The 13,578-nt window shown below is 53.2% G+C and carries 14 protein-coding genes; 6 read left to right on the forward strand and 8 right to left on the reverse strand.

Annotated features, from left to right (window positions below; all coding sequences use genetic code 11):
• Positions 1 to 32 precede the first annotated feature (32 nt).
• From DTL42_RS16575 to ehuB, 5 genes are read right to left on the reverse strand one after another with little or no spacing between them, the layout of a single operon-like run.
• Positions 33 to 656, reverse strand: a complete 624-nt coding sequence (locus tag DTL42_RS16575; protein WP_114369956.1) for a MarC family protein — start codon at positions 654 to 656, stop codon at positions 33 to 35.
• Positions 657 to 672: 16 nt separating this feature from the next.
• A complete protein-coding gene (ehuA, locus tag DTL42_RS16580; protein ID WP_114369958.1) occupies positions 673 to 1,452 on the reverse strand; it encodes an ectoine/hydroxyectoine ABC transporter ATP-binding protein EhuA in 780 nt (259 codons plus the stop codon).
• Positions 1,449 to 2,108, reverse strand: coding sequence for an ectoine/hydroxyectoine ABC transporter permease subunit EhuD (ehuD, locus tag DTL42_RS16585; RefSeq protein WP_114369960.1), 660 nt, complete (start codon positions 2,106 to 2,108; stop codon positions 1,449 to 1,451). The genes ehuA and ehuD overlap by 4 nt, the downstream gene beginning before the upstream one ends.
• 2 nt (positions 2,109 to 2,110) lie before the next feature.
• Entirely contained in the window at positions 2,111 to 2,785 is a 675-nt protein-coding gene (gene ehuC, locus DTL42_RS16590) for an ectoine/hydroxyectoine ABC transporter permease subunit EhuC (protein WP_234824237.1), read from the reverse strand.
• Positions 2,782 to 3,633 (reverse strand): ectoine/hydroxyectoine ABC transporter substrate-binding protein EhuB, encoded by an 852-nt coding sequence (ehuB, locus tag DTL42_RS16595; protein WP_234824238.1) that lies wholly within the window; start codon positions 3,631 to 3,633, stop codon positions 2,782 to 2,784. Before ehuB ends, ehuC begins: the two co-directional genes overlap by 4 nt.
• A gap of 297 nt (positions 3,634 to 3,930) precedes the next feature.
• On the opposite strand from ehuB, the gene ectA reads away from it, so the two are divergent.
• The 3 genes from ectA (at position 3,931) to DTL42_RS16610 (ending at position 6,256) form a co-directional block, all read left to right on the forward strand.
• Positions 3,931 to 4,425, forward strand: coding sequence for a diaminobutyrate acetyltransferase (gene ectA / locus DTL42_RS16600; protein ID WP_114369962.1), 495 nt, complete (start codon positions 3,931 to 3,933; stop codon positions 4,423 to 4,425).
• The gene (ectB, locus tag DTL42_RS16605) at positions 4,422 to 5,708 is read left to right on the forward strand and encodes a diaminobutyrate--2-oxoglutarate transaminase (RefSeq protein ID WP_114369964.1); all 1,287 of its coding nucleotides are present in this window, start codon (positions 4,422 to 4,424) and stop codon (positions 5,706 to 5,708) included. Before ectA ends, ectB begins: the two co-directional genes overlap by 4 nt.
• Before the next feature lie 152 nt (positions 5,709 to 5,860).
• Positions 5,861 to 6,256: an ectoine synthase gene (locus DTL42_RS16610; RefSeq protein WP_114369966.1), complete on the forward strand. Its 396-nt coding sequence runs from the start codon at positions 5,861 to 5,863 to the stop codon at positions 6,254 to 6,256.
• A 146-nt stretch (positions 6,257 to 6,402) separates the two neighbouring features.
• Here the strand turns inward: DTL42_RS16610 and DTL42_RS16615 are convergent, their stop codons facing one another.
• Positions 6,403 to 6,912, reverse strand: coding sequence for a MarR family winged helix-turn-helix transcriptional regulator (locus tag DTL42_RS16615; protein WP_114369969.1), 510 nt, complete (start codon positions 6,910 to 6,912; stop codon positions 6,403 to 6,405).
• 293 nt (positions 6,913 to 7,205) lie between these two features.
• On the opposite strand from DTL42_RS16615, the gene DTL42_RS16620 reads away from it, so the two are divergent.
• The 3 genes from DTL42_RS16620 to DTL42_RS16630 all read left to right on the forward strand — a co-directional run bounded on the left by DTL42_RS16620 (position 7,206) and on the right by DTL42_RS16630 (position 12,477).
• On the forward strand, positions 7,206 to 7,793 hold the full coding sequence (locus DTL42_RS16620; RefSeq protein ID WP_114369971.1) for a TetR/AcrR family transcriptional regulator: 588 nt from the start codon (positions 7,206 to 7,208) through the stop codon (positions 7,791 to 7,793).
• Positions 7,794 to 7,877: 84 nt separating this feature from the next.
• A complete protein-coding gene (locus DTL42_RS16625) occupies positions 7,878 to 9,035 on the forward strand; it encodes an efflux RND transporter periplasmic adaptor subunit (RefSeq protein WP_158545427.1) in 1,158 nt (385 codons plus the stop codon).
• Positions 9,036 to 9,102: 67 nt separating this feature from the next.
• Positions 9,103 to 12,477: an efflux RND transporter permease subunit gene (locus tag DTL42_RS16630; protein ID WP_114369975.1), complete on the forward strand. Its 3,375-nt coding sequence runs from the start codon at positions 9,103 to 9,105 to the stop codon at positions 12,475 to 12,477.
• Positions 12,478 to 12,559: 82 nt separating this feature from the next.
• Here the strand turns inward: DTL42_RS16630 and DTL42_RS16635 are convergent, their stop codons facing one another.
• Both DTL42_RS16635 and DTL42_RS16640 read right to left on the reverse strand, forming a co-directional pair.
• Complete coding sequence (locus DTL42_RS16635) at positions 12,560 to 13,135, reverse strand: DJ-1/PfpI family protein (protein ID WP_114369977.1); 576 nt, start codon at positions 13,133 to 13,135, stop codon at positions 12,560 to 12,562.
• A gap of 125 nt (positions 13,136 to 13,260) precedes the next feature.
• Complete coding sequence (locus DTL42_RS16640) at positions 13,261 to 13,458, reverse strand: CPXCG motif-containing cysteine-rich protein (protein ID WP_234824239.1); 198 nt, start codon at positions 13,456 to 13,458, stop codon at positions 13,261 to 13,263.
• Positions 13,459 to 13,578 lie beyond the last annotated feature (120 nt).

The raw sequence follows: 13,578 nt of genomic DNA on the forward strand, positions 1-13,578 counted from the left end.
TCGCACTTAAGCAGCCGCCCTGCAGCGAGAACTTAGCTAATCCCTGTTTCCAACCACTTCCCCAGGCCGCTCAGGATCATATCGACCGCGATCGTGCCGGTTAGCAGGGCCATAATTCGGCCGATGGTGTCGAGATAACGTTCCATGATCGGTTCGTAACGTCGGCGGATCAGATCGTGAACCCACTTCAAAAGGATCAAGGAGGTGACGCAGATAAAGACGGAAAACCCGATCGCTCCCGCCGCTTCAGGGATGCTGACTCTCGATCCGGTCACGATCGCGGCACTGATGGTGCCTGGGCCAAGCATGAACGGCAACGCGGTCCCCTCGGCCCCTTGCGGCGCATCGCCACGCAGGCCCCTCAATGCCGAGCTGCCAACCATCACCAAGCGAATCGAGACCAACAGAAAGACGATTCCACCGAAGATCAAGAACGATTCGTAGCGAACCTTAAATGCGTAGGTGAACAGCCGATCGCCAGCAACGGCGAAACCAAAGTAGACCGCAGCACTCATCAGCCCGGCCCGAGTCATCGTCTTGGCGAATGCTTTTGTATCTAATCCCTGGATTAAATCGAGCAGATAGATACAGAGTAAAAACGGGTTTAAGAGAACTAAGAGCAAGATCGTCGAGTCGATCAATTCCTGACTCAGCATCGTTGGTATTCGCTTCCTATGCTTCGAGAACAGTCTTCAAAAATTCCTGGGTGCGTGCTTCTTGGGGAGCGGTAAAGATCTGACTCGGTGGTCCTTCTTCTAAGATGACACCACCATCGAAGAAAAGAATTCGATCCGCAATCTCGCGGGCGAAGTTCATCTCGTGCGTGACTAGCAGCATGGTCATATCTGACTTTGCGGCTAACTTTCTTAAAACGCTGAGCACTTCATGAACCAACTCGGGGTCGAGCGCGGAGGTGACTTCGTCGAATAGCATTATCTCGGGCTGCATCGCCATCGCCCGGGCAATCGCGACCCGCTGCTTCTGGCCGCCTGAAAGCTGGGCCGGATAGGCATCTGCCTTTTCATCCATGCCCACCATCGCCAACAGCTCCATAGCTCGCTCTTGAGCTTCGCTGGGGGACACATGATTCACCAGCATCGGTGCTAGGGTTAAATTCTGCTGAACCGAGAGATGCGGAAAGAGAAAGAAGTGCTGAAACACCATCCCCAGTTTGGCACGCATTCGATGTAAATGAGCTTCGCTTGCCTTCTGCTCGTTAGCCCCATCGGTCATCGTCCATACCGATTCCCCCTCTAGAAACACTTCGCCTCCGTTGGGGGCTTCCAAGGTCATGAGAATCCGCAGCAGGGTCGACTTGCCAGAGCCGCTCGGCCCGATAATAGCGATCTTTTCGCCTGCTTGAATATCTAAGTTCAGCCCTCGCAAAACCTGGTTCTCACCGTAGATCTTCTTCAAGTTGCGAATGCGAAGTTGCGGTAGGGATTCGTTCATGAGGTCATCGCCGCAGTACGTTTGCGAAGCCATTCGACCGATAGACCAGCCAAGAGGCTCAAGAGAATAAACAGAACGCCAACAATTGTCAGCGGTTCCAGATAACGATAATGTTCGTTGCCAAACACCTGGGCAGCACGCAACACTTCCAGCACCGTAATCACCGAAAGCAGGGGAGCCTCTTTCAGCATCGCGATGAGATAGTTGCCTAAGTTCGGCAGAATAGGCGGCACAGCCTGGGGCAGGATGACATACCGGTACGTTTGATAGCCATTCAAATTCAGAGCTTTGGCCGCATTCCACTGCCCTTTGGCAACCGCGTCGAGTCCGGCTCGATAAACTTCCGCCGTGTAACAGCTGTAATGCAAACCCAAGACAAGGATTCCAGTTAACAGCGGCGAGAGGCCTCGTCCCACAACATCGGTCATCACGTAGTAGACGAAAAACAACTGAACCAGCAGTGGTGTACTACGAATGAACTCGACGAAGGCCCATGTAGGCCAACTGACGAACTTGACCTTCGTGCGACGCAGCATGGCCCACAGCAACCCCAAGATCAAAGCGATTGCCATTCCGCCAGCCACTGCTTCGAGCGTCACGACCAAGCCTTCTAAGATTTTCGGCATCACCTGCCAGGCAAATTCCCAATTCCACATTGCTACCGCCCTCCTCCATAATCGCGACCATGCGAAAGACGACGTTCCAGCACGCGAAAGCCAAATGTAATTAAGCTCGACAGCAGAAAATAAATCACCAACAACAAGCCGAAGATTTCTAACGATCGATGGGTATCGGCCCGTAGATACATACCCTGCATCGTCAGATCCGTAACCGTGATGGTCGAGACCAGAGCGGTCCCCTTGAGTAGCTCGATCATGAGATTACCAAACGGCGGAATCATGCTGAGTATGGCTTGTGGAAAGATCACGTGCCGCATCGTTTGCCAGCGGCTAAGGTTCAGCGCGGCGGCAGCTTGATACTGACCTTTGGGGACCGATTGAATACTGGTCCGTACAACCTCTGCCCCATAAGCCCCTACATTCGCCCCCAACACGAAAATGCCGGTAGTGATCGCATCGAGCCCGAAGCCGGTAAGCTCCGGCATCACAAAGTAAAACCAATACAACAGAATCAACGCGCTCGCACCACGAAAAACGGTGATGTAGGCGGCACTGAACCAGCGCAGGATGGGATCAGAAGACTTGCTCCACAGGCCAAACAGAACCGACATGAATACCGCCACGGCGGAACCGCCCAACGCGATAATGACAGTAATGTGCAGCCCTTGCAGCAAAAAAGGGAGCAGATCAAAAGGTCGGGGGAGGTCGCTCACGGTGCTTTCGTCAATTCCTTGGCAGTTACCTCGCCAGGTAGGGTTGATTCGTCAAAGCCAAACGGCTGGATCAGCGTCAAATGTTCTGGCGAACCAATGAACTTCGCCAGTTCTTCGTTAAAACGTTCTCGCAGGGCTACATCTTGTTTTCGAAAGCCAAACGCTCCGTAGCCGCGTGTCTCCTTCCCATCGATGACGGGATCTCGAAAATCTTGGACCTGCTCGATATCAGAGCTATCTTGCTTTCTCAGGAGGTCTTTCACCGTTAAATAGGTGGCAGCTACCGCATCGATTTGATCTCCCTTTAAGCCCTGCAAAGCACTGGCATAATCCGCAAATACCGAGATCTTGCTTTCATCGATCCCCAGCTTCTTGGCGTAAACCAGCTCGATACTCCCCCCCATCACCCCTAGCCTGGCCTCGGGGTTGTCGCGAACGTCTTCGTAACTGTGCAGGCCCAGCGGATTACCCGCCAAGACAATAAAGGACTCGCCAATAGCGTAAGTGGGATTGGAAAAAGCTATTTCCTTGCCGCGATCCGGCGTGATGTACATTCCGGCGGCAATCATGTCGAAACGCTTCGCTTTCAGTCCAGGAATCAACGAACCAAAATCGGCCACGACCGGTTCGATATGATCTACCCCCATCTTTTTCAAAATGTAGCGAGCAATCTCAGGAGCTTCCCCGGTCACCTTCTGGGCCTTGGTGTCGAGATACCCGTAAGGGTTTTCATTAGCAAAACCGATGCGGATGGTACCGGTCCTCTGAATCCGCTCTAAGGTCGTCTCTGTATTAACGTTGGGACGGTTTGCTTGCCACACAATTACGCCAGCAACTGCCACAAACATTAGCAAAACTAATACACCCGTTAGTGATATTTGCGTTTTATCTTCATTTATCATTGACGAGAAATAACCGTAATTAGTTACACCAAAATGAGTTGCGTGTTACTGCAAATCCTTTTGAAAAGACGTGATCGCACGTTGATCACCTGAACCAAATGTGCTAAATTGTAAAGCCAATTAGTTGCAGCAGCAACCATTGCTGCAGTAATTTTCGCAATTCCCATATACGGGAACTCTTTCGGCTCTTGTTGACCTGAGAGATGCGATTCAGAGGAACTCCAGCGGAGGAATCAGGCCCGGATGAACTTCCGGAAACCACGCGTCGAAGATGGCGCGAAGCTACGTGAATTGGTTGCTAACAGCCAAGAGATGGACGACAACTCGTGCTATCTGTATTTGCTGTTATGCCAAGACTTTGCCGATACCTGCGTGGTGGCGGAGTCTAACGAAACCATTGTTGGCTTTGTGACCGGTTACACTCCGCCACAAAGGCCTACGTCGCTGTTTGTTTGGCAAGTTGTTGTCGCCCCTGAAGCGCGAAGACAAGGATTAGCCAAACGAATGCTGGACGTCCTGATTCAGCAGTTCCCCGGCGAGAAGCTGGAATTTGTCGAGGCCACAATTACGCCTGACAACGTGCCTTCTCGCAGTCTTTTTAACGCCCTGGCACGTTCCTTACACACGGAAATCAACTACACCCCGTATTTCCGTGCAGATCATTTTGGAAACTTTGCCCATGACCCGGAAGAACTTTGCCGGGTCGGCCCGATAGGCCCCAAACGAGAAAAAGCATGAATATTGTTGACCGAATGGAATCAAACGTACGCAGCTATTGCCGGTCGTTCCCTACGACATTTAGGACGGCAAAAGACCACTTAATGATCGATGAAAGCGGGAAGGCATACATCGACTTCTTCGCTGGCGCTGGTTCGCTAAACTACGGACATAACAACGAGACCCTCAAGCGCGCCTTGCTCGAATACATTGAAGGCGACGGCATCACTCACGCGTTGGACATGACCACCGTAGCCAAGAAGCGGCTCTTGCAATCGATGCAAGACGTCCTTTTTGCACCACGCGGCATGGACTACAAGGTTTTGTTCCCTGGTCCAACGGGAACCAATTCCGTTGAAACCGCGCTAAAACTGGCCCGCAAGGTTACCGGTCGTCGCAATGTGATCTCCTTCACCAACGGCTTCCATGGCATGACGCTTGGTTCGCTGGCGATCACCGGCAACGCTGGCAAACGAGCTGGGGCTGGTGTTTCGTTGCACGATACTACGCACATGCCGTTCTGCGATTACTTCGATGCCGAGACCGATACGATCTCGATGATCGAAAACTACTTGGCCGACAATAGCAGCGGTATCGATAAACCAGCTGCTTTCATCCTGGAGACCGTCCAGGCCGAAGGGGGCGTGAACGTCGCCTCGAAGACTTGGCTCCGCCGAATTGCGGAACTTGCCAAGGCATCGGGTGCGTTGCTGATTCTGGACGACATCCAGGTCGGCTGCGGTCGCACCGGCCCATTCTTCAGCTTCGAGTTTGCGGACATTCAACCAGATATCGTTTGTTTGTCGAAATCGTTCTCAGGCTATGGTCTGCCTTTGGCGGTAACGCTACTCAAGCCAGAATTCGACGCCTTTAAACCGGGTGAGCATAACGGTACCTTCCGGGGGCATAATCCATCGTTCGTCACCGCAGCGACGGCAATCGAAGCTTACTGGCGTGATGATCGGCTCTCGAAGGAAGTTCATGAGAAAGCCCGGATCATCAAGGATGCTTTCTTGGAAATGGCCGACCGCTACGATGGTAGCGTGCGTGGCCGCGGCATGATCCAAGGAATTGAATTCCCTGACCATACGTTGGCCAATAAGATCTCGAAAACCGCTTTTGGCCGTGGCCTAATCGTGGAAACAGCTGGTCCAAACGACGAGGTCCTTAAGGTCTTGCCACCTCTGACCATCGAGTACGACGCCCTCAAGGAAGGCCTACGGATCATCACCGAAGCTATCCACGAAAACCTGCGTTCCGAGGTGAGCACCAAGACTACGGTTGCCGCCAAACAAACGCAATAAATCTACCTGCCCGTCAGCGTCACCATTTCGTGACGCTCCGGATGGATTTACCGGGGGCCTCTACCAAAGTAGAGTGCCCCTGCTTTTTTTGACCCAACCAGCAATGGCCAAAGAACGCGAAATCAATTGCGTTCTCAGTGGAGAATCGAACAATGCTAGTACGCAGTTTAGAGGAAATCTTAGGTACCGATCGCGATGTCGAAGGAGGCAACTGGAATAGCCGCCGCTTGCTTCTAGCCGGCGATGGTATGGGTTTCTCACTGCATGACACGATCTTGCGAGCCGGCACCACCACACCGATCCATTACCAAAATCACCTGGAAGCCGTTTATTGCATCGAAGGCCATGCCACGGTCGAACTCGTTCCCAGTGGCGAGAAATTCGAAATCAAGCCAGGCACCGTTTATGCCCTTGATCTGAACGACAAGCATTTGCTGACCGCTCATGTCGATACCCGCATGGTCTGTGTCTTCAACCCGGCAGTTGTCGGCAATGAAGTCCATGACGAGAACGGTGTCTACCCTGCTGCGGCCAACACCACCAAGTAAACTCCCTCGACGCATCATGCCACGCTCAGCGGCTTCCGAACGTCGCTGAGCTTGCGTCGTGAGTCGTGACGGCCCCTGAAACGGTCGCGAATTAATTTCCCCCTTAACCGAATTGAACCCAAGACCGCTTCGGTATAGCAGGGATGTTAAGAAAGCTTGCGATCTTCGCGGGCCTCGAATTCTGCGGAGATCACTGGCTCGGCATCGAGATCCGCGGCTTCCATCAATTCGACGACCTTTTCCAAGGAAGCCACTAAATTCCACTGCTCCTCTTGGGCGAGCGAAGTCACTCGGTCGACGAATTGTTCTTGGAGTGGCGTTGGAATACCAGCAAGACGCTGCTTGCCGGTCTCGGTCAGATGTATCAATACGCGACGTCGATCAGGGCTATTCCGAATCCGTTCGATCAACTGAGCGCGTTCCATGCGTTCGAGGATGCGTGAGACGGTAGCAGCGGCCAGTCCAACTCGGCTGGAAACCTGGGCTGCGGTCACTTCATCTTGTACTTGAGCCAAGTCGCGTATCGCACGCAGACAAAGAAGCTGCGGGAGAGTAAGTCCAGAACTTCGCGACAGACTTCGCGAATAATGAGACGTCTTCAGAATCACCCGGCGAATTGCTCGCAGCATTCGCTCGACTAGGTCCTGTTCTTCCATCGAGTTAAGGCGATTTTTCCCAAGCGTCGGATCATTGAAAATACAAACCTCAATCTAGCCCCGATCCCCAAGAGTGTCGATACCGTAACCCCTTTGATATTACAGCCATTTTGGATCATTCCACCCTATCGAGTTGATACCGTGGCCGTCTTCACGCTTCCCGCTCTAAGAAAACCCCACCTAAACCCCACTCAGCAAGTGTTTCTTGCTTTCCCAATGCGATAGCTTGCCTTCACTAGACGACTGGTCTAATATGAAATCACCCTCTCACTTTTTTGACGGCGAAGTAGCACGTGGCCCACGAAACCAAGACGCAGATCATCGAAGCTGGCCGCAAGGCCATGATTGCGAAGAGCTACAATGGGGCTGGACTTAACGAGATCCTAAACGAAGCCGGTGTCCCCAAAGGCTCGTTTTACCACTTCTTCAAATCGAAGGAGGAACTCGGAGTCGCCGTAATTCAGAACTCTTTTGTGGAAAATACGGAAAAACTTCGCCTCGCTCTCGAATCCCCTCAGCTAAGCCCTTTAGCTCGCCTGGAGGACTACTTTGTACGGGCTCGAGACGAAATCAACTCGCGTGAATTACGGCAAGAATGCCTCATTTGCAAGCTAGCTTTGGAGCTATCTTCCCTCAGTGAGCCATTAAGGCAGGCCGTTCGCGATGGCTGGGAAGAATGGCGTTCGATCATCTCGGACTGCCTTCGATCCGCCCAAAAAGAGGGGGAAATCAACCCCGATCATGACCCAGAAAGCTTGGCATCTTTTATCATTTACTCCTTTGAGGGGGCGATGATTAGGGTGCAAGTGAATAATAATATTCTACCAGTGAACCACTTCCTGCACTTTGTCTTCCATGTATTACTGAAGGCAAACGCATGAATCCTTTTGATGTTTCTAGGCATCCCAGCCCAAGACGACCGGTCTACTACATCAAGGGGGGGATTTAATCGGATGGAGAAGACGATGCGATTCGCGAGCTTAGTATTGGCTGGCCTAGTTTTGATGACTTCGCCACTTGCTGCCCAAATGCCCCCCACAGCAGTACGTGCTGTCGCGGTAAAGCAGCAACAAGTCGAGCCTCACCATCGCTTCACCGGCAGCCTCAAAGCCGTAGCACGTGGGAGCGTGGCCGCCTTGGAGGATGGCCGTGTCATGGAAGTCACGGTAAAGGAAGGGGCTACGGTTAAAAAAGGGGATGTGATTGCCCGTATCGATGCACGTCGTTTGATCGCCCAAAAAGGCGAACTAGAAGCTGCCCTTGAAACCGCCGAGGCTTTAATCGCTCAGCGTAACGCAGAACTTCGCCAAGCGAATCTCGATATGGAGCGATCGTCTTCCTTAATCCGCAACAACGCAATCTCGCAACAACAATTCGAGCGAACGGAAACGGAACTTACGATCGCCCAGGCCAAACTGGAAACCGATCGTCGCCGCGTTGATGAAATCCGCCGGCAACTAGATCTTATCAACGTGCGTCTAGCCGATACAGAAGTTCACGCTCCCTACGATGGCCAAGTCATCATGCGGCATACGGAACCAGGTGAGTGGATTCGTGCTGGTGAACCGTTTGTCACGCTCGTTTCGATCGGACAGATCGAAGCGTGGCTCGAAATCCCCGAACGCTATGCCGGTACCGTTAGCAAGTACGCTCAAAACGTCTCGATTGATATCGTGGGGACCGATCGTAAATTCGAATCGGCTTCCGCCAAGCGAATTCATGATGTTCACGCTCGGACTCGCACGTTCCAATACGTGCTAACCCTGAACTCCGACGATGCCATTCTGACTCCCGGGATGTCGGTAGTCGCCTGGCTTCCGACCGGTCCTGCTGAGAATCGATTGACCGTCCCCAAGGATGCGGTGATTCGTTCCGCAGGTATCTCTTACGTCTACAAAGCCGTTCCAGGCGAGAAGGGTGCCACCACGGCCGTGCGGACCCCGGTCACAGTTAAATTCGAGACCAACAAACTGATTGTCATTGAATCGCCGCAACTGGCCGACGGCGACCTCGTAGTCGTCGAAGGCAACGAACGCTTGATGCCGGGAATGCCGATCGCCGTAACCGTTGAATCTGGCAAGACTTCTCAAACAGCAGCCAATATGGCCGTTCAACCTCGTTAACTCCAAAGTTCACGCTAAGTAAGCCGGCGAACAGCAGAGATTCGGAACAGAGCAATAGGACTTCTTCATGAACTTCATCCAACTTGCCGTTAGGCAGCCCATCACCGTCGCGGTGGGTGTGATCTTGAGCATCATGGCCGGCGTGCTGGCCTTTACGAAGATGCCCATCCGGATGACGCCAGAAGTCCAATCGGTCGTTATTTCGGTGATGACCTACTGGGAAAACGCTTCGGCCCAGGAAATCGAATCCGACGTGATCGAAGAACAAGAGCAGCGTCTAGGCGATCTATCCGGGCTTGTCTCAATGACCAGCATTTCTCAGGCCGGCTCAGGGCAAATTCGCCTCGAGTTCATGACCGGAACCGACATCGACGACGCAATGGCCGAAGTCGATCAGAAGCTGTCCGAAGTCTCTGGCTATCCTGCCGAAGTCGATCAGCCGCAAGTGGAAGACTTCGACCCAGAATCGGTCGACTACATTGCCTGGATCGGGCTTGCTTCGACCGATCCCAACTTCGATGCGACCACGCTCTACGACTTCATGGAACGCCGCCTGCGTCCGCGGTTTGAACGAATACCAGGCGTTTCCCAGGTCGGCATTCGGGGAGCTCGCGAGAAAGAAGTTCAGATCAAAGTCGATCCCGTTGCCCTTTCGCAGCGTGGCATTACCTACCAGGAACTTGTTAACGCCCTGCAATACAACAACGGAAACTTCTCTGGCGGAAAACTACCAGAAGGTAAAAGCGATATTCGGGTACGAAGCGTTGGTCGTTTCCGCGATGCCCAGTGGGTAGAAAGCTTGGTCATTCGCCGTGAAGCGACCGGCCCGATTTACCTGCGCGATGTCGCCACCGTGGAAGAAGCCCACAAAGAGATGACCGAATGGGTTCGTGCTCGCGGCCAAACGATGCCGTTTTTCAGTTTCATGCTGGAAAGCGGCGGTAATCTCTTGCAAACCATGGATGGCATCAAGCAGGAGTTGGCCGATTTGAACCAGCCCGGCGGCGTGCTCGAGCAAGAGGCTAGGCGGCTTGGCATTAATGGAACGCTGGAACTGGTTCAAACCTATGACGCCACTTCGTACGTGGTCGACGCGATCGCCCTGGTGGAAAGCAACATCATCATGGGCGGTATCCTCGCCATTCTCACGTTGCTGTTGTTCCTCCGTTCACTGCGTACCATCGGGATTATTGCGATCGCTATTCCCATATCGACAGTCGTTGCCGTGGTGGTGATGGTGGCCATGGGACGTTCAATGAATATTATTTCATTGGCCGGCATGGCGTTCGCCGTGGGGATGGTGGTGGACAATGCAATCGTGGTGATCGAAAACATTTTCCGGCACATCGAAATGGGCAAGTCAGCGACTCGCGCGGCCGTAGACGGCACCCAGGAAGTTTCTGGAGCGGTGCTTGCCTCGACACTTACCACCCTGGTTGTGTTCTTTCCCATCTTACTTATTCAAGAACAAGCCGGACAACTTTTCCGTGACATTGCCTTGGCCATTATGGCGGCTGTGGGTGTCAGCTATATCGTTTCGACAACGGTCATTCCTTCCGCCGCCGGACAGTGGCTGAAGGCGAAGAACATTCAAGAGCATGCCCACGAGCCAAAGCCTTCGCCGCAGCCAGGCAAAAAGAAAACGGTGTTCCAAAAGGTTTGGGGATTCCTTCTAAAGCTAACCGATATGCCGACGCTGGTTGGCAACACGGTCTACGCGTTGATCGGCAATTGGACGACTCGCTTGGCGGTTATCGGTGGCTTCGGCGTGCTGACGATTGTCGGCATCGTGCTTCTTATCCCTCCGCTAGACTATCTTCCGACAGGGAATCGCAACATCGTGATCGGCATTTTAATGCCACCCCCTGGCTATAACGTCGAGCAGTTGACCGAGATCGGCGAGCGCATGGAGTCGAAAATCAAACCTGCCTGGGAAGCCGCCGGCGATAAGTTTGGTGCCGAAGCGGTCGTCCGTGGCGAAGAATGGGATGGTGAAGACCATCGCGTTCCGGTCCCTTTGTTCGGGACAGACCAAACCATCATGCCGCCACCTTTGGATCATTACTTCCTGGTGGCCTGGGATGGCCGGGTTCTTCAGGTAGGCATCTCGAAAGACAAGAAGCGGGTCGCCGATACGCCGTCGCTGTTTAGCTATGCAGCTGGCGGAGATCAAGCTCCAGGAGTGATTAACTTCGCATTCCAGATGCCCCTGTTCCGAACGGGTGGTACAACCGGTTCTGCCATCAAGATCGACTTGGTCGGTGACGATCTTGATCGGGTCAGCGGGGCGGCTGGGGCGCTACTGGGAACCTTGATGGAAAAGTACGGACCGATGGCCGTTACTCCTGAACCGGTTAACTTTGCCTTGCCAACGCGAGAAATTCGTATCACCCCAAATGACGAGCGTCTACAAGATGTCAACATGACCAGGCGAGACATCGGCTTGGCCGTGGCGGCAAATGGGGATGGTATTTTGCTGCCACGTTCCTTCGATGTTGGTGGGGAATTAAAAGACTTGAAAATTGTTAATGTCGAAGCCCTGCAGTCCGACCCCACCTACTCGATGCTGAACTCACCAATCGCTACGCCGGTTGGTTCCGTTGTCGACCTCGAGCATCTCGCACACGTTGAAAACGTCGAGGCTGCCGACCAGATCAAACACGTCGACCGTCAACGTGCCGTCACCTTGCAGTTTACGCCTCCGCCAGGGTTACCACTGCAAGCTGCAATTGACGATGTCAATGAAACCGTCGCCGGGCTTCGCGAAGCAGGCGTGATCGCGCCTGACGTGGAAATGCGTCTGGCGGGCTCGGCAGGTCAGCTCTCGCAGATTCGCGAGGCATTGATGGGAGATGGTTCGCTCGTGGGAACCTTGGGGAGTTCGCTCTTCTTGGCCTTAGCGATCGTCTACCTACTGATGGTCGTGCTGTTCCAGAGCTGGACTTACCCACTGGTGATCATGGTGAGCGTGCCGCTGGCACTCTTGGGTGGCTTTGCTGGCTTGGCTTTGGTTCACTACTGGAGCGTTGTCGACCGTTACATGCCGGTACAAAACATGGATGTGTTAACAATTCTCGGCTTTGTGATTTTGGCCGGGGTGGTGGTGAACAATGCGATTCTCATCGTTTACCAAACCATCAACTTCCTGCAAGGCACAAGCGAAGAAGGGGAAGATGTGAGCAACTTGACGCCGCGCGAGGCGATTGCCAAAAGCGTGGAGAGCCGCGTACGCCCCATTTTGATGAGCACGTTGACCTCGGTCGGCGGCATGTTGCCGTTGGTGCTGATGCCTGGTTCCGGCAGCGAACTTTACCGCGGCCTAGGTGCCGTGGTGGTGGGCGGTCTGGTCGTTTCGACGGTGTTCACGATGTTCCTCGTACCGGTGCTGCTCAGCGTTCTGTTTGATATCTGGAAGCCTACCCAGGTTGAACTCGACGTATAACGCTTTGCAAGCCCCCGCGAAAACAGCTAATTCGCCAAGGCTGCTCATCCACCAGATGGGCAGCCTTTTTTCGTGGAATGATTTAGGCTTCGCCCAGCTTGGCCTGTTCTTCCAAAAGCTTGATCCACGGTCCAACAAAATGACCGTTATCATGAAAGGTACGCCCGCTGACAAGATTGCCATCGATCACACACGGCTCGTTCACGAACGTTCCACCACAAATTTCCAGATCAAATTTACACTTAGGAACCGTTGCCATCCGGCGGCCTTTCACACAGTCGGCATAAGCTGGGATTTCTACCCCGTGACACACACTGGCAATCGGTTTATTTGCCGCGAAGAATGCCTGAGTCGCCGCCACGAGGTCTTTATCGTATCGAATGTATTCCGGGGCTCGCCCCCCGCTGAAGAAGATCCCCAGATAGTCATCGGGCTTGATTTCGCTAAACGGAATGTCCGCTTGAATTGTGTACCCTTCCCACTCTTTGGTAATTGTCCAACCAGGTTTCACTTCGTGAAGTACCATCTGGTACAGCCTTTTCTCCGGAGCTGCCACAACCGGCGTGAATCCTGCTTCTACCAAGCGATAGTACGGGTACATCGTATCGAGGGTCTCAGCAGCATCCCCAATAACAATCAAGACTTTTCCCTCAGGCATCTTGGTCCTTTCCCAAGCAGAAGGTAGGTGGCACGCTCAAGCGAAACCAAGTACAGCGTTTCTCAGCGAGAACATCATCGCGTTCATTGGCCGCACCTGACCAGGCAGTTCTTAACACAACGATTTTAGTCGTAGTCTTGCTCTGGTTCGGCCCAGGCACGAGGATGCCCCTCGTCGTCGATTTCGACATGAATCACATGCGGGCGACAACACACAGGGCAGTCTTCCACAAATTCCTGCATGCTTCCTTGAGAAGGATCGAGAGGAATCACGATGTCTTCCCCGCACGCATTGCAGACGTAGGTAATCTCGGTTTCCATCATGGCAAGTTCCTTGTCACCGGCAGTTGAGCGTTTCCCATGTTTAATAGACATCTGCCCACGCAATCTATACCTGAATGGGCATTCGTTGTTTGCCCTGGCTAGATTGGCTGCGTGGTTCTT

This window comes from Bremerella cremea (assembly GCF_003335505.1).
GTDB lineage: Bacteria > Planctomycetota > Planctomycetia > Pirellulales > Pirellulaceae > Bremerella > Bremerella cremea_A.